Here is a 16,479-nt window from a genome sequence, read left to right as displayed (position 1 = left end):
GCGATCCGGACGTACCTTCGTGCGGGAACCGGGCACTCCCGCGAGGCGTCGCCCGTTGGAGACGGCGGAAGCGCTGTCGTACCCCTTCATGCACATTCCAGCACCACCCGTCCTGCACCAGGAGGCACCCCGCGATGTCGGTATCCCAGCTCAACGACGAGCAGCGCGGCGAGGAGATCCTCGCCGTCTTCGACACCGCCTTCGGCCGGCTCCTGGCCGCCGACCCGGCCGCGTTCCGGGTGAAGTTCCGGAAGATGGCGGCCTCGGCGTTCGCGTTCTACCGGGGCACGGCGGCCCTCTTCTACCACGACCTCGACGCCGAGAAGCGCGGCGGCCCGTACCTGGACGACCGCACCTCGCGGGTGTGGATCCACGGCGACCTGCACGCCGAGAACTTCGGCACGTACATGGACTCCAACGGCCGCCTGGTCTTCAACGTCAACGACTTCGACGAGGCCTACGTCGGCCCGTTCACCTGGGACCTGAAGCGCTTCGCCGCCTCCGTCGCGCTCATCGGGTACGCGAAGGCGCTCAGCGACGAGCAGATCGCCGAGCTGGTGACGATCTACGCGGCCGCCTACCGCGAGCGCATCCACGCCCTGGCCACCGGCGCCAAGAGCGACGAGGTGCCGCCGTTCACGCTGGACTCCGCGCAGGGCCCCCTCCTGGACGCGCTGCGTGACGCCCGCTCGCTGACCCGCTTCGAGCTGCTGGACTCGATGACCGAGATCCGCGACTTCGAGCGCCGCTTCGCGCCGGGCGGCGGCTCCATCGAGCTGGACGCCGCCACCCGCTACAAGGTGCTGGCGGCCTTCGACGGCTACCTGGAGACCCTTCCGGACTCCTCCCTGGCCCGCCCGGACTCGTACCGGGTGAAGGACGTCGTGGGCCGTCGCGGCATCGGCATCGGCTCGGCCGGCCTGCCGTCGTACAACATCCTTCTGGAGGGCCACAGCGACGCCCTGGAGAACGATGTCGTGATCTACATCAAGCAGGCCCAGACGCCGGCCGTCTCCCGGCACATCACGGACCCGGCGATCGCGGAGTACTTCCAGCACGAGGGCCACCGCACGGTGATCTCCCAGCGCGCCCTGCAGGCGCACGCCGACCCGTGGCTGGGCTGGACCGAGCTGGACGGCGCGGGCCAGCTGGTCGCCGAGATCTCGCCGTACGCCGTCGACCTGGACTGGAGCGACATCGACGACCCGGAGGAGATCGCGGCCGTCGTCGCGGACCTCGGCCGGGCCACGGCCACGATGCACGCGGCGGCGGACGACACCTCCGGCGAGTCCCTGGTGCCGTTCTCCACCGAGCGGGCCATCGACGCGGCACTCGCGGCCGACGAGGAGGGCTTCGCGCCCGTGCTGGTGGCCTTCGCGCACGAGTACGGCGCACGCGCGCGTGCCGACCACCAGATCTTCGTCGACCTGTTCCGCAACGGCCGGATTCCGGGGCTGTAACCTCGCACACTCACAGGCACTCTTTAGGGGTCTCTTACTCGCGTACGTGACAGACTCTGCTTTCGCTATGGACATTTCCGGGACCCAGCTCAGAGCCGTGCGCGCGGCGCTGTTCACGGCCGTGGTCGTGACGCTCAGCACCGCGTCGCACGTTCTGCTGTCCAGGGCCCCGCTGCCGGTGTCGACCGTCGCCACGGTCGCCACCGGTGTGTTCCTGACCGCGTACGCGCTGGCGGGCCGCGAGCGTGGCTTCGGCCGGATCGCGGCCCTGCTGATCCCGCTGGAGCTGGCCGCGGACACGGTGTTCACCACCGGCCAGCACGCCTGTTACGGCAGGGCGGGCGGGCCGGTCGCCGGACCGCTGCGCGCCCTCGGCCTGGACGTGCTGTGCCAAGGCAGCGTGGGCACCCCGCTGGCTCAGGTCACCGGCGCCTCGGGCCGCGGCGGCGCGGCACTGCTCGCGCACGCCAGCCCGGCCGCCGCCTGGCTGCTGCTCGCCGCGCACATCGGCGTCGGGCTGCTGGCCGCCGCCTGGCTGCGGCGGGGCGAGCGTGCCCTCACCCAGCTACTGCGCGCGGTCGCCGCCACCACCTTCCGGCCGCTGCTGCTCGCGGTGGCCGCAGTCGCCGTGCGGCTCCTGCCCGCACGCCGGCCGCCGCGCCCGGCCCCCCGCCCGGTCACCGCACGCGACCGGCTCCTCGTGCACTCCCTGGGACGGCGTGGACCGCCGTGCTCTCCGGCATTCATCTGAGCACGATCAGTCCCCCTTACGTATCCCGCGTACGACGTGTGCGCGTCCCCCATGGAGATCACCAACATGAGCAAGCGGAACAGCCAGACGGCGAAGACGGCGGCCCGGGAACGACTGCGCCAGGAGCGCGAGCGGCAGGCCAAGCGCGACAGGGCCAGGCGGCAGATCATCGTGGCCGCCTCGGTCGTGGGCGTGCTGGCCGCGGCCGGCGGCATCGGCTACGCCGTCGTCCAGATGAACAAGCCCAGCTACTGGGAGGGCCTGAAGGACGCCAAGGTCGTCGCCCCGGCCAACACCACGGGCACGAACGGCACCACCGTCGTCATCGGCAAGGACAGCGCCAAGAAGACGCTCAAGATCTACGAGGACCCGCGCTGCCCCGTGTGTGCCCAGTTCGAGCAGGTCGTCGGCTCGACCGTGAAGAAGGACATCGACGACGGCAAGTTCAAGCTGCAGTTCATCAGCGGCACGTTCATCGACAACCACGACAACGGCGTCGGCTCCAAGAACGCGCTGAGCGCGCTGGGTGCCGCGCTCGACGTCAGCCCCGAGGCGTTCGTCGAGTACAAGACCGCTCTGTACTCCGCGAAGTGGCACCCGGACGAGCAGACCGACAAGTTCAAGGACGACAGCTACCTCATCAAGGTCGCCGACACCGTGCCCGCGCTGAAGAACAACACGAAGTTCCAGGACGCGGTCGAGAAGGGCACCTACGACGCCTGGGCGATGGCCATGTCGAAGACGTTCGACGACAACAAGGAAGGCGTCACGGGCACCCCGAGCTTCGTCATGGACGGCAAGAAGCTCAGCGGCGGCAAGGTGATCCTGACGGTGGCCGACTTCAACAGCGGGGTGGACGCGGCCCTGAAGGGCTGACGGCTCCTCGGAAACCGGCCTTCAGATGAAGAGCGGGCGAACTTTCGGAGTTCGCCCGCTCTGACGCGTACCGATCAGTAACCTGATCGGTCGTGACCAGTCGATACAAGCCATCCGAGGCCGCCAAGCGCCTCAACTCCCTGTCTCCCCGCCGCCGTACGGTCGTCAAGGCCGCGGCGGCGACTGCTGTCCTGGCCGGCCCGCTCGCCGCCGCCCTGCCGGCGCGCGCCGCCACGGACACCCCCGCCTTCCTGCACGGCGTCGCCTCCGGCGACCCGCTGCCCGACGGCGTGCTGCTGTGGACCCGGGTGACCCCGACCCCGGAGGCGATACCCGGCTCCGGGATCGGCCCGGACACCGAGGTGAGCTGGGTCGTCGCCACGGACAAGGCGCTGACGAACGTCGTCTCCAAGGGCTCGACCAAGGCGACCGCCGCCTCCGACCACACCGTCAAGGCCGACATCCGCGGCCTGCAACCGGCCACCGACTACTGGTTCCGCTTCTCGGCCGGCGACACGAACTCCCCGGTGGCGCGTACCCGCACCGCGCCGGCGGCGGACGCTGCCGTCTCCGGCCTGCGCTTCGGCGTGGTCTCCTGCGCCAACTGGGAGGCCGGCTACTTCTCCGCCTACCGCCACCTCGCGGCCCGCACCGACCTCGACGCCTGGCTGCACCTCGGCGACTACATCTACGAGTACAAGTCCGGCGAGTACGCGGCCCGGGGCACGGTCGTGCGCCCGCACGCGCCCGCGAACGAGATCCTCACGCTCGCCGACTACCGGATCCGGCACGCGAAGTACAAGACCGACCCCGACCTGCAGGCGCTGCACCTGAAGGCGCCGGTCATCGCGATCTGGGACGACCACGAGTTCGCCGACAACGCCTGGTCGGGCGGCGCGGTCAACCACACCGAGGGCGCCGAGGGCACCTGGACGGCCCGTCAGGCCGCCGCCAAGCAGGCCTACTTCGAGTGGATGCCGGTCCGCCCCGCGATCGCCGGCACCACCTACCGCCGGCTGCGCTTCGGCAAGCTCGCCGACCTCTCCCTGCTGGACCTGCGCTCCTTCCGCTCCCAGCAGGCCGCCACGGCGAGCGGCTCGGTGGACGACCCGAACCGTACGATCACCGGTCGGGCCCAGCTCGACTGGCTGAAGGCCGGGTTGAAGGCCTCCGACACCAAGTGGCGGCTGGTCGGCAACTCGGTGATGATCTCGCCGTTCTCCTTCGGCTCGCTCTCCGCCGACCTGTTCAAGCCGCTCGCCAAGCTGCTCGGGCTGCCGCAGGAGGGGATCGCCGCCAACACCGACCAGTGGGACGGCTACACCGACGACCGCCGCGAGCTGCTGGACCACCTGCGCTCCAACGCCATCGGCAACACCGTCTTCCTGACCGGTGACATCCACATGGCGTGGGCCAACGACGTGCCGGTGGACGCGGGCACCTACCCGCTGTCGGCCTCGGCGGCCACCGAGTTCGTGGTCACCTCGGTGACCTCCGACAACCTCGACGACATCGTGAAGGTCCCCGAAGGCACCGTCTCCGCGATCGCCTCACCGGTCATCAGGGCGGCCAACCGGCACGTCCACTGGGTGGACACGGACCGCCACGGCTACGGCGTCCTGGACATCACCGCCGACCGTGCGCAGATGGACTACTACGTCCTGTCCGACCGCACCGACGCGAACGCGACCTCCAAGTGGGTGCGCTCCTACTCCACCCGCAGCGGCACGCAGCAGGTCGAGCGGACCTACACCCCGGTGTAGCCGATCACTCCGGCCGGTCCGAGGCAACCAGCGCGAAAATTGCCACATCGGACGGGGTGGTTGACAACTCGTCACCATCCTCATGATTGGAGACACATGGCCACCCCCCAAGGTGCCTTGAAGAAGACCGCGACGATCGCGGCTGCCATGACCCTCGCCGGACTCGCCTCCGTCGCTCAGGCACAGGAAGCCTCGGCGGCGCCGGCCTTCGTCAATCTGACCGTGCTGGACACCCACGGTGCCCCCACGTACGCGCAGCCCACCGACTCGTCGAGGAGGTTCCGCGTCGAGCCGTTCAAGACGACCCTGCGGATCCAGTGCTCGACCACCAGGACCCCCTCGGGGGCGCGGTGGTTCCGGATCTACGACTCCCAGCCGACGGCGTGGGTGTGGTCCGGGCACTTCATGTCGTTGGTGCACCCGCCCAAGGAGTGCTTCCCGGGCTGAGGTTCCCGACGTTCGACAACGCCGGTGATCGCGGCTGACAGCAGGCCCGGGCCACTTGCTGCCTACGCCGCCCGCAGGCCGTCGAGGAAGCCGAGCGCCACCCGCCAGGTGGCCTCGGCGGCCTCCCGGTCGTAGTCCGGCAGCTCGGGGTCGGTGTAGAGGTGCCCGGCGCCGGCATACCGGTAGACCTCCACATCGGCCCCGGCCCGGCCCATCTGCAGGTACCAGGCGCTCAGCCAGTCGTCCGTCTCGAACGGGTCCGGCTCGGCCACGTGCAACTGCACGGGCAACTCGTCCACCTGCGTGTTCGGCGCGAGGTCCGAGGTGCCGTGCAGGAGCAGCAGGCCGCGTGCCTTCTCGTCGCCGAGGGCGAGGGTCTGCGCGATGGAGGCGCCGAGCGAGAAGCCGGCGTACACGAGCCCCCGCTCCGAGTACGGCGCCGCCGCCAGCACGGCCCGCTTCAGCAACTCCTCCTTGCCGATCCGCTGCTTGAACTCCATCCCCTCCTCGACCGTGTCGAACGTGCGCCCCTCGAAGAGGTCCGGCGTCCACACCTCGTGGCCCGCCGCGCGCAGCCGGTCCGCGGCCTCGCCCACCGCGGGCCTGAGCCCGTAGGCCGAGTGCAAGAGCATGATGTTCATGAGGCCATGGTGCCAGCCGGGTACGACAACGCCGTAGCGCGGCCTCCCCCTGGTGCGCCACGAAGACGCAGGTTCAGGAGCCCGCGAGTCTGGTAAGACGCGAAGGCATGGAGAACGTGCTCCGCCCCCTGATCGTGCTCGGCGGCTCGGTACTGCTCACCGTGGCCATCGGCTGGGCCACGGACCGGCTGCTGCGCAAGGCCGACGAGCGAAACCCCGACACCCCGCTGTGGGACCTGCTGCGGCGCGGCCGCATCCCCTATCAGCTCGTCCTGTGCACCGCCCTGCTCAGAGGCTCCTACGACCACACGAAACTGCTGCAACGGCATCAGGCCGGCATGGGCCGGGCCCTGACCCTGGTGCTGATCGGGTCCGCTGCCTGGCTGGTGATCCGGATCGCCGCCGCGGTCGTCGAGACCTCCTACACCCGGTACGCGCGCGCCCACCCGGACGCCGCCCGGGTGCGCCGGGTCCGCACCCAGGTGGAGCTGATCATGCGGGTGGTCTCCGCGATCGTGATCGTGGTGGCGAGCGCGTCGATGCTGCTGACGTTCCCGGCGATGCGCGCGGCCGGTGCCTCGCTGCTGGCCTCCGCCGGCATCCTCGGCATCGTCGCCGGTGTCGCCGCCCAGTCGACGCTGTCGAACATGTTCGCGGGGCTGCAGATCGCCTTCGGTGACATGGTGCGCATCGGCGACACGGTGGTGGTGGACGGGGAGTGGGGCACCGTCGAGGAGATCACCCTGACCTTCCTGACGGTCCGCACCTGGGACGAGCGGCGGATCACGATGCCGGTGTCGTACTTCACCTCCAAACCCTTCGAGAACTGGTCGCGGGGCACCCCGCAGATGACGGGCACCGTCTTCTGGCACCTCGACCACAGCGCGCCGATCGAGGCGATGCGCGAGCGGCTCCGCGACATCCTGCGCCAGTGCCCGGCCTGGGACGGCCGCACCTCCAACCTCTACGTGACGGACGCCACCCCGAACACCATCCAGATCCGCGCCCTGGTGACCGCGAAGGACGCGGACGACATCTGGACGGTCCGAGTCACCGTCCGCGAACAAATGATCACCTGGCTGACGACCGAACACCCGTACGCCCTGCCCCGCGTCAACACAGCGGACGCGACCCTCCCACCGTGGCAACCCACACGTTCCCCCAACGGCTCGACCCGATACCACCGTTGACGCGACGAAAACAGGCGGTACGCGGGTGGGAGGAAGAATCTCAGCGCAAGCTCCGCACATCGAGATGCCTCAGCACCCGATCCACGATCTCCGGATCCGCCCCCGGCTCACTCCGCGCGGCCAGCACCTCGTGCCGAGCCGCACTCAACAGCTCCCCCTGAATCCGCCGCACCCGCTTCACCCGCCGCTCCCGCTGCTGATGCGCCTCCCGCCGCTCCGTCTCCCCCATGTCCGGGCTGATCCGGATCCCGATGTCGAAGGCCCGCCGCAGCATCTGCTCCGACAACTCCTCCGGCAACTCCTCCACCTGCTCGATCTCCCGCAGCCTCCGCCTCGCGGCCTTCGTGGCCCGTCGCGCCAACTCCTCCTCGAACTCCTTCTCCCGCTCGGAGTCCGCCCGCACCCCGAGCCGCTTCACCAGCCAGGGCAGAGTCAGCCCCTGCAGCACCAGCGTGGCGATGATCACCCCGAACGCGATGAAGATGATCTCATTGCGCTGGGGAAAGGGAGATCCGTCGTCCGTCCTGAGCGGGATCGCCAGCGCCAGCGCCACCGAGGCCACGCCCCGCATCCCGGACCACCACATCACCACGGTCTCCCGCCAGCTCACCGGGATGTCCTCGTCGTAGTCCCGCCGGGCGTGCAGCCGCTTGGTCAGCCAGGTCGCGGGCATCAGCCACAGCAGCCGTACGAGGACGACGACGCCGACGATGATGGCGGCCCAGCCGAGCAGCTCGCCCCAGCGCCCGGTCGCCGTCCTGATCGCGTTGTGCAGTTCGAGGCCGATCAGCCCGAAGGCGACGCCGGTGACGAGCGTGTCGACGATGTCCCAGAAGGTGTACCCGGCCAGCCGGGTCATCACGTCGTCGGCGTCGGTGGCGTACTCGGCGAGGAAGAGGGCCGTGGTGAGCACGGCGAGCACCCCGGACCCGTGCAGCTCCTCCGCGAGCACGTAGGAGGCGTACGGCACCAGCAGGGTCATCCCGATCTGCAGCGTGGGGTCGCCGAGCAGGTCCATCAGCCTGTTGGCGCCCCAGCCGAGCGCCAGCCCCACCACGACCGCGACCACGGCCGACAGGACCAGGTCGAGACCGGCGCGCCAGGCCGAGAACTCCCCGCTCACGGCGGCGGCGATCGCCACGTGGTAGAGCACGATGGCCGTGACGTCGTTGAAGAGCCCCTCGCCCTCCAGGATCGACACCAGTCGGCGCGGCAGCCCGAGCTGCCCGGCGACGGCGGTGGCCGCGACCGGGTCGGGCGGGGCGATCAGCGCGCCCAGCGCGACGGCGGCGGCGACCGGCAGGCCAGGCACGATCGCATGGGCGACGGCGGCCACGCAGATCGTCGTCACGAAGACCAGGGCGACGGCCAGCAGGAAGATCGGCCGCTTGTTCGCCGCGAACTGCCGCCACGAGGTCCGCCTTACGGCGGCGTAGAGCAGCGGCGGCAGCAGTCCGGGCAGGATCAGCTCGGGCGGGATGTCCACGTCGGGCACGAAGGCGGCCACCGCCAGGAGCCCGCCGAGCACGGTCATCAGCACCGGCGCCGGCACCCCGAGCCGTTCCCCCACCGGGACGCTCACCAGGGCCCCGAGCAGCACCACGAACAACAGGGTCAACTGATCCACGGCAGGCGCTCCGGGAGTCGACGATCACACGGCAGGCGTCCAGCCTGCCACGGCCCCCCGCGCCCCGGCCGTCACGGCACCTCGGCTACAGAACGCGCCGCATCGCCCGGTGCGGGATCCCGGCCTCCGGGTACTCCGGGCCGTACGCCTCGTACCCGAGGCGCTCGTAGAAGCCCAGGGCGTGGGTCTGCGCGTGCAGGTCCACCGCGGCCAGGCCACGCGCGCGTGCCGCCTCCTCGACGGCCCGCACCAGGGCCACGCCGACGCCCAGCCCGCGCGCCTCACGGGTGACGGCGAGCCGCCCCAGGGAGCCCACCGAGGCGTCCCCGCCGGTCTTCGCGGCGGCCTCCTCGCCGTACAGCAGGCGGCCGGTGCCGAGCGGCACGCCGTCCTCGCGGACCGCCAGCACATGCACGGCCACGGCGTCGTACGCGTCGTACTCGATGTCCTGCGGGACGCCCTGCTCGACGACGAAGACGCTCTTGCGCACCGCGAAGCAGGCCTCGCGGTCGGCGGGGTCCTCGGCGATCCGGACGGTGTACGGCGTGCTCACGCCCACGTCTCCTCGCGGACCTGGTCGAGGGCGTTCTGCAGGTCCTCCGGGTAGTCGCAGGCGAACTCCACCCACTGCCCGTCTCCGGGGTGCTCGAAGCCGAGCCGCACCGCGTGCAGCCACTGCCGGGTCAGGCGCAGCCGCTTGGCGAGGGTCGGGTCGGCGCCGTAGGTCAGGTCGCCGACGCAGGGGTGGCGGTGGGCGGACATGTGGACGCGGATCTGGTGGGTGCGGCCGGTCTCCAGCTTCACGTCGAGCAGGGAGGCGGCGCGGAAGGCCTCGATGAGGTCGTAGTGGGTCACGGAGGGCTTGCCCTCGGCCGTGACCGCCCACTTGTAGTCGTGGTTCGGGTGGCGGCCGATGGGGGCGTCGATCGTGCCGCTCGTCGGGTCCGGGTGGCCCTGGACGAGGGTGTGGTAGCGCTTGTCGACCGTGCGCTCCTTGAACTGGCGCTTGAGCGACGTGTACGCGTACTCGGACTTCGCGACGACCATCAGGCCGGAGGTGCCGACGTCCAGGCGGTGCACGATGCCCTGGCGCTCGGCGGCGCCGGAGGTGGAGATCCGGTACCCGGCGGCGGCGAGGCCGCCGATGACGGTCGGGCCGCTCCAGCCCGGCGAGGGGTGCGCGGCCACGCCGACCGGCTTGACGATCACGACCACGTCATCGTCGTCGTGCACGATCTCCATACCCTCGACCGGCTCGGCGACCACCTGGACGGGCGCGGGTGCCTGCGGCATCTCGACCTCGAGCCAGGCGCCTCCGCGCACCCGCTCGGACTTGCCGACCACCGTCCCGTCGACCTGGACCTTGCCGGCCGCGGCCAGCTCCGCGGCCTTGGTGCGGGAGAAGCCGAACATGCGGGAGATGGCGGCGTCTACGCGCTCGCCCTCCAGGCCGTCGGGCACGGGCAGGGTACGGATCTCGGGAATCGTGCTCACCCGACGAGTATGCCGGACGGCTCCGACGGCTCCGAACGAGCCTGTGGACAACGCCCCCGCGGTGCCGGTCGGCGTCAGTCCTTGTGGACGGTGCCGTCGGGGTCCAGGCCGCGGAAGGACAGCAGCACGATCAGGATGCCGCCGCACACGATCGCCGAGTCGGCCAGGTTGAACACCGCGAAGCCCTTGGGCGCGATGAAGTCCACGACCTCGCCCTGGAAGATCCCGGGCTCCCGGAAGATCCGGTCGGTGAGGTTGCCGAGCGCGCCGCCGAGCAACAGGCCGAGGGCGATCGCCCAGGGGAAGCTGTAGAGCTTCCGGGCCAGGCGGATGATCACCACGATCACGGCGGCCGCGATGAGCGTGAAGATGATCGTGAAGGCCGCGCCGAAGCCGAAGGCCGCGCCCGGGTTCCGGATGGCGTGCAGCTCCAGCAGGTCCCCGACCACCTCGATCGGGGCGTGGTGCTCCAGCTTCGCGACCACGATCATCTTGCTGATCAGGTCGAGGGCGTACGCGAACGCGGCCACCGCGAACAGCACCGCGATCCGGCGCCCGCGGCCGGTCCGCTGCGGCGCCGCCGCCCCCTGCTCACCCGCACCGGGCACACCGGACGTCTGCTCGCCGCTGTCGTCCGGGGTGTCCGGCGTACCGATGATGCGCTCCGCCTCTGCCACGTGAGTCCCTCAACCTAGGTGCCTGACTGGGGACGAGACTACGGCACGTCTCGGCGGGCCCTCGTGCTCAGGAGCGACGTTCCTGCTTCTGCTTGCACTCCACGCACAGCGTGGCCCTCGGGAACGCCTGCATGCGGGCCTTTCCGATGGGGTTTCCGCAGTTCTCGCACAGGCCGTAGGTGCCCGCGTCGAGCCGTTCCAGGGCGCGCTCGGTCTGGATGAGCATCTCGCGCGCGTTGGCGGCCAGCGCCATCTCGTGCTCGCGCGTGATGTTCTTGGTGCCGGTGTCGGCCTGGTCGTCTCCGGCGCCGTCCCCGGAGTCCCGCATCAGACCCACCAGGGAGGCCTCGGAGGAGCTGATCTCGGTCCGCAGCCGCTCCGCCTCGGACTGCAGCTCGGCGCGGGCCTCCGCGACCTCTTCCGGGGTCCAGGGGTCCTCGCCCGGGCGCACCGCCAGCTCGCCGGGCTCCACCGCGGCGACCCGCGCCTTGGGAACGGCCGTCTGCTCCGCCGTGGCCGTGCCAGGAGTCTTCTTCGCAACCACCGTCGTGGCTCCCGTCTGCTTCGCGGCCCGCGCCGCGCCCGCTTTCTTGGCCGTGCTCTTCCCGGCCGCCCTTGTGGAGACGCCCTCGCCGACCGCCTTCTTGCCGGCGGCCTTCTTGGCGCCCTTCACGACTCCACCGGCGACCGTCTCCTCGGCGGCCACCACCTCGGAAGCCACCTCCACCGCCTTCTCGCCCCCCTTCTCAGCGACGGCGCCCTTCCCGGCCCCCTTCTTGCCGACAGCCGTCTTCTTGGCGCCCGTCACCTTGGCCGTTGCCTTCTTGGCTCCCGCCTTCGCGGCCGAGTCCTCGGCGACCGCTTCCTTGGCCGCGCCCTTCTTGGCCACCGCTTTCGCAGCCGAGTCCTCGGCGGCCGTCGCCGTCTTCTTGGCCACTGCCTTCCTCGCCGCAGCCTTCTTCGGTGCCGTCTCCTCGGCCGCTGCCTCCTTGGCCACCGTCTTCTCAGCCGCGGCCTTCCCGGCGCCCGCTTTCTTCCCAGCCGCCTTGCCGGCCACAGCCTGCTTGACCACCACATCCCCAACCGCGGCCTTCTTGCCAGCCGTCCTCCCGGCCGCCGTCCTTCCGGCACCCGCCTTGCTGGTGCCCGCCTTCCCCGCGCCCGCCTTGCCGGCGGCAGCCTTCGCGCCCGCCTCGCCAGTCGCCGTCTTCTTCCCGGCCTCCCCGACCGGAGCGCTCTCCCCAGCCTCCCCGGCCGAAGCACTCTCGGCCTTCCCGACCGAAGCGCTCGTCCCGGCCTTCCCGACCGAAGCGCTCGTCCCGGCCTTCCCGACCGCCGTGCCCTTCCCGGCGTCCTCGACGGCCGTGCCCTTCCCGGCCCCCGCCGTAGCGCTCCTCTTCGCCGTGGAGCCCCGCTTCCGCTGGGCCTCCGCCGCCGCGGCGGGCGCGCTCGTCGTGGCAGCGCTCGGCTCCTCCCCGGGCGGCTTCTTCGCCGTCCTGGCGGGTGCCGTGCTGCCCGGAGGGTGGTCGGAGCGCGCTGTTCCGTCGGCGCGGGAGTGGACCGGTTTCTCCGGTCCCGCCCGGCCGGCCGAGGCGGCACCCGCGCGCGTGGTCTTCGTGCGGCCGGCTCCCTGGGAGCGGCCGGTCGCCGGCTGCTGTACGGCGGTCTTCTTCGCCACCATGGCCGCGACCCCTTCACATATTGTGATCTTGCCCGCGAATCGTGCTGGGACGATAAATCGACTTGAGTCCCGCGGCAACGGGGCACACCGCCCGATTCGCCCGCCCGCACCCCCCGCGCAGCGGACCTGCATCCGTTGTGCCCAGCTCCCCGCCGGGTAATCCGCCGAGCCGGGCGCGCCCGGATGCGCGCACCCGTACCCCTCGCCATTCGGGTCATCCCGCCGCCGCCTCGGCAGGGCCGCGCGGGCCCCGAAAAGCGGTCGGCCGCTGTCCGCGCGGCGCCGTACACTGGGCGAAGCGAAAAGCGTGGATGGGGACGAGTAGCGACGTACGCAGCCCAGAGCGACCCGGGGACGGTGTGAGCCCGGGGGCGAGCGCGACGTGAAGATCACCCCGGAGCCGCCGGAAGAAAGCCGTGGAGGCCCCACGGCGAGTAGAGCCGGCTTCGCGACCCCAATGAGGGGGCTCACCGGCGCGTACGGCGCGACGGGGAGCCAAGGAGGGTGGTACCGCGGGAGCGCGCCGCACACGGCGTAGCAGGAATGAAGGCTCTCGTCCCTCCGACGGAAGGCAGCAAGTCCGTTGGAGGATGCTCGCAGATGACAGCGCCGACGTACCGCCAGGTGCCCGCCCAGGTCGACCTGCCCGCGCTTGAGCACGCCGTGCTCGACTTCTGGCGCGACCAGAAGATCTTCGCCAAGACCCTGGAGCAGTCCGAGGGCCGCCCGGAGTGGGTGTTCTACGAGGGCCCGCCCACCGCGAACGGCATGCCCGGCGCCCACCACATCGAGGCGCGGGTCTTCAAGGACGTCTTCCCCCGTTTCCGCACCATGCGCGGCTACCACGTGGCCCGCAAGGCCGGCTGGGACTGCCACGGCCTCCCGGTGGAGCTGGCGGTCGAGAAGGAGCTGGGCTTCTCCGGCAAGCAGGACATCGAGAGGTACGGCATCGCCGAGTTCAACGCCAAGTGCCGCGAGTCGGTGACCCGGCACACCGATGCCTTCTCCGAGCTGACCACCCGCATGGGCTACTGGGTCGACCTCGACGACGCCTACCGGACCATGGACCCCGAGTACGTGGAGTCCGTCTGGTGGTCGCTGAAGGAGATCTTCGACAAGGGCCTGCTGGTCCAGGACCACCGCGTCGCCCCCTGGTGCCCGCGCTGCGGCACCGGCCTGTCCGACCACGAGCTGGCACAGGGCTACGAGACGGTCGTGGACCCGTCCGTGTACGTCCGTTTCCCGCTCACCTCCGGACCGCTCGCCGGCGAAGCCGCGCTCCTGGTGTGGACGACGACCCCGTGGACCCTGGTGTCCAACACGGCGGTCGCCGCGCACCCCGAGGTGACCTACGTCGTCGCGACCGACGGCGAGGAGAAGCTCGTCGTCGCCGAGCCGCTCGTCGCCAAGGCGCTCGGCGAGGGCTGGGAGACCACCGGCCAGTCCTTCACGGGTGCCGAGATGGAGCGCTGGACGTATCAACGTCCGTTCGAGCTCGTGGAGTTCCCGGAGCCGGCCCACTACGTGGTGAACGCCGAGTACGTCACGACCGAGGACGGTACGGGTCTGGTCCACCAGTCCCCCGCCTTCGGTGAGGACGACCTCAGGGTCTGCCGGTCGTACGGCCTGCCGGTGGTGAACCCGGTCCGGCCCGACGGCACCTTCGAGGAGGACGTCCCGCTGGTCGGCGGCGTCTTCTTCAAGAAGGCCGACGAGAAGCTCACCGAGGACCTCCAGCAGCGCGGTCTGCTCTTCAAGCACATCCCGTACGAGCACAGCTACCCGCACTGCTGGCGCTGCCACACCGCGCTGCTCTACTACGCGCAGCCCTCCTGGTACATCCGCACCACGGCGATCAAGGACCGCCTGATCCAGGAGAACGAGCAGACCAACTGGTTCCCGGAGACGGTCAAGCACGGCCGGTTCGGCGACTGGCTGAACAACAACATCGACTGGGCGCTGTCCCGCAACCGCTACTGGGGCACCCCGCTGCCGATCTGGCGCTGTGAGGACGACCACCTCACCTGCGTCGGCTCCCGCGCGGAGCTGACCGAGCTGACCGGCACCGACCAGGCCGGCCTGGACCCGCACCGCCCGTACATCGACGAGGTCACCTTCGCCTGCCGTCACGACGGCTGCGGCAAGACCGCCACGCGCGTGCCCGAGGTGATCGACGCCTGGTACGACTCGGGTTCGATGCCGTTCGCGCAGTGGGGCTACCCGTACAAGAACAAGGAGCTGTTCGAGAGCCGGTACCCGGCGCAGTTCATCTCCGAGGCGATCGACCAGACGCGCGGGTGGTTCTACACCCTCATGGCGGTCGGCACCCTCGTCTTCGACAAGTCGTCGTACGAGAACGTCGTGTGCCTGGGCCACATCCTCGCCGAGGACGGCCGCAAGATGTCCAAGCACCTGGGCAACACCCTGGACCCGATCCCGCTCATGGACCGGCACGGCGCGGACGCGGTGCGCTGGTTCATGGCGGCCGGCGGTTCCCCGTGGGCGGCCCGCCGGGTCGGCCACGGCACCATCCAGGAGGTCGTCCGCAAGACGCTCCTCACGTACTGGAACACGGTGGCCTTCCAGGCGCTGTACGCCCGTACGTCGAACTGGGCGCCGTCCGCCGCGGACCCCGCCCCGGCCGACCGCCCGGTGCTGGACCGCTGGCTGCTGTCCGAGCTGCACGCGCTCACGGACCAGGTGACCCAGGCGCTGGAGGCGTACGACACCCAGCGCGCCGGCAAGCTGCTCTCCGCGTTCGTCGACGACCTGTCCAACTGGTACGTCCGCCGCTCGCGCCGCCGCTTCTGGCAGGGCGACAAGGCCGCGCTGCGCACGCTGCACGAGGTGCTGGAGACGGTCACGAAGCTGATGGCCCCGATCACCCCGTTCATCGCCGAGCGGGTGTGGCAGGACCTGGTCGTGCCGGTGACCCCGGGCGCCCCGGAGTCGGTGCACCTGGCCGCATGGCCGGAGGCGGACCTCGGCGCGATCAACCCCGACCTGTCGAAGCAGATGGTCCTGGTCCGCCGGCTGGTGGAGCTGGGCCGTGCCACGCGCGCGGAGTCGGGCGTCAAGACGCGCCAGCCGCTGTCCCGGGCCCTGATCGCCGCCACCGGCTTCGAGAACCTGGACCCCGAGCTGCACGTCCAGATCACCGAGGAGCTGAACGTCTCCGCGCTGGCGTCGCTGTCCGAGGTCGGCGGCTCGCTGGTGGACACCACCGCCAAGGCGAACTTCCGCGCCCTGGGCAAGCGGTTCGGCAAGCGCGTCCAGGACGTGGCCAAGGCCATCGCGAACGCGGACGCGGCGGCGCTGTCCCTGGCCCTGCGCGAGGGCACGGCGTCGGTCGAGGTCGACGGGGAGACGGTCACCCTCGCCCCGGACGAGGTGATCATCACGGAGACCCCGCGCGAGGGCTGGTCGGTGGCGTCCGACTCGGGCGCGACGGTCGCGCTGGACCTGGAGATCACCGAGGCGCTGCGGCAGGCGGGCCTGGCCCGTGACGCGATCCGGCTGATCCAGGAGGCCCGCAAGAACAGCGGTCTGGACGTCGCCGACCGGATCGCGCTGCGCTGGACCTCCACGGACCCGGCGGTCATCGCGGCCCTGACCGAGCACAGCGAACTGATCGCCGAGGAGGTCCTGTCGACCGACTTCGGCCAGGGTGAGGCGGACGACAGCTTCGGCGAGCCGTTCACCGACGAGGGGCTTTCCCTCACGTTCCGGCTGCGCAAGGCGTAAGCGCTGATCGTTTGAAAGGGCCCGGCCTCCGGCGGGCGCTTTCTAGGGGTCATTGCAACAGGTGGTTGTGTTGATCAGGCCGCGAGCAGTTTATGCAGGCGCTCGGCTGGGGTTTCCCAGCCGAGCGT

At 70.8% G+C, this 16,479-nt stretch carries 13 protein-coding genes; 7 read left to right on the top strand and 6 right to left on the bottom strand.

Features of this window, described 5'->3' with window-relative positions:
- Window positions 1-134: 134 nt before the first annotated feature.
- The 5 genes from ACIRVH_RS20095 (at window position 135) to ACIRVH_RS20075 (ending at window position 5,297) form a co-directional block, all read left to right on the top strand.
- Window positions 135-1,460, top strand: coding sequence for a DUF2252 domain-containing protein (locus ACIRVH_RS20095; protein ID WP_403954994.1), 1,326 nt, complete (start codon window positions 135-137; stop codon window positions 1,458-1,460).
- A 67-nt stretch (window positions 1,461-1,527) separates the two neighbouring features.
- A complete protein-coding gene (locus ACIRVH_RS20090) occupies window positions 1,528-2,211 on the top strand; it encodes a hypothetical protein (protein WP_403954991.1) in 684 nt (227 codons plus the stop codon).
- A 66-nt stretch (window positions 2,212-2,277) separates the two neighbouring features.
- Window positions 2,278-3,087, top strand: a complete 810-nt coding sequence (locus ACIRVH_RS20085) for a thioredoxin domain-containing protein (protein WP_403954988.1) — start codon at window positions 2,278-2,280, stop codon at window positions 3,085-3,087.
- A gap of 92 nt (window positions 3,088-3,179) precedes the next feature.
- Window positions 3,180-4,850 carry an alkaline phosphatase D family protein gene (locus ACIRVH_RS20080; RefSeq protein WP_403954986.1) on the top strand — a complete coding sequence of 557 codons (1,671 nt, stop codon included), beginning with the start codon at window positions 3,180-3,182 and terminating at the stop codon, window positions 4,848-4,850.
- Between the two features lie 96 nt (window positions 4,851-4,946).
- A complete protein-coding gene (locus ACIRVH_RS20075) occupies window positions 4,947-5,297 on the top strand; it encodes a hypothetical protein (protein WP_403954984.1) in 351 nt (116 codons plus the stop codon).
- Between the two features lie 62 nt (window positions 5,298-5,359).
- Here the strand turns inward: ACIRVH_RS20075 and ACIRVH_RS20070 are convergent, their stop codons facing one another.
- Window positions 5,360-5,938, bottom strand: coding sequence for a dienelactone hydrolase family protein (locus ACIRVH_RS20070; protein WP_403954981.1), 579 nt, complete (start codon window positions 5,936-5,938; stop codon window positions 5,360-5,362).
- A 107-nt stretch (window positions 5,939-6,045) separates the two neighbouring features.
- Between ACIRVH_RS20070 and ACIRVH_RS20065 the strand changes: the two genes are divergently transcribed.
- Entirely contained in the window at window positions 6,046-7,128 is a 1,083-nt protein-coding gene (locus ACIRVH_RS20065; protein WP_403954978.1) for a mechanosensitive ion channel family protein, read from the top strand.
- 40 nt (window positions 7,129-7,168) lie between these two features.
- Here ACIRVH_RS20065 and ACIRVH_RS20060 read toward each other — a convergent pair whose 3' ends face one another.
- The 5 genes from ACIRVH_RS20060 to ACIRVH_RS20040 form a co-directional block, all read right to left on the bottom strand.
- Window positions 7,169-8,755 carry a Na+/H+ antiporter gene (locus ACIRVH_RS20060; RefSeq protein WP_403954975.1) on the bottom strand — a complete coding sequence of 529 codons (1,587 nt, stop codon included), beginning with the start codon at window positions 8,753-8,755 and terminating at the stop codon, window positions 7,169-7,171.
- An 85-nt stretch (window positions 8,756-8,840) separates the two neighbouring features.
- The gene (locus ACIRVH_RS20055; protein ID WP_403954973.1) at window positions 8,841-9,308 is read right to left on the bottom strand and encodes a GNAT family N-acetyltransferase; all 468 of its coding nucleotides are present in this window, start codon (window positions 9,306-9,308) and stop codon (window positions 8,841-8,843) included.
- On the bottom strand, window positions 9,305-10,249 hold the full coding sequence (locus tag ACIRVH_RS20050; protein WP_403954970.1) for an RluA family pseudouridine synthase: 945 nt from the start codon (window positions 10,247-10,249) through the stop codon (window positions 9,305-9,307). The genes ACIRVH_RS20055 and ACIRVH_RS20050 overlap by 4 nt, the downstream gene beginning before the upstream one ends.
- A 74-nt stretch (window positions 10,250-10,323) precedes the next feature.
- Entirely contained in the window at window positions 10,324-10,926 is a 603-nt protein-coding gene (gene lspA / locus ACIRVH_RS20045; RefSeq protein WP_403954968.1) for a signal peptidase II, read from the bottom strand.
- 67 nt (window positions 10,927-10,993) lie between these two features.
- Window positions 10,994-12,607: a TraR/DksA family transcriptional regulator gene (locus ACIRVH_RS20040; protein ID WP_403954966.1), complete on the bottom strand. Its 1,614-nt coding sequence runs from the start codon at window positions 12,605-12,607 to the stop codon at window positions 10,994-10,996.
- Between the two features lie 600 nt (window positions 12,608-13,207).
- Here ACIRVH_RS20040 and ileS point away from each other — a divergent pair.
- Window positions 13,208-16,351 carry an isoleucine--tRNA ligase gene (gene ileS, locus ACIRVH_RS20035; RefSeq protein ID WP_403954963.1) on the top strand — a complete coding sequence of 1,048 codons (3,144 nt, stop codon included), beginning with the start codon at window positions 13,208-13,210 and terminating at the stop codon, window positions 16,349-16,351.
- Window positions 16,352-16,479: the final 128 nt, after the last annotated feature.

The organism is Streptomyces sp. NPDC101165 (assembly GCF_044768135.1).
Taxonomy (GTDB): domain Bacteria; phylum Actinomycetota; class Actinomycetes; order Streptomycetales; family Streptomycetaceae; genus Streptomyces.
Note: the sequence above shows the minus strand (reverse complement) of the source record. Positions and strands in the feature narration are given on the sequence as shown.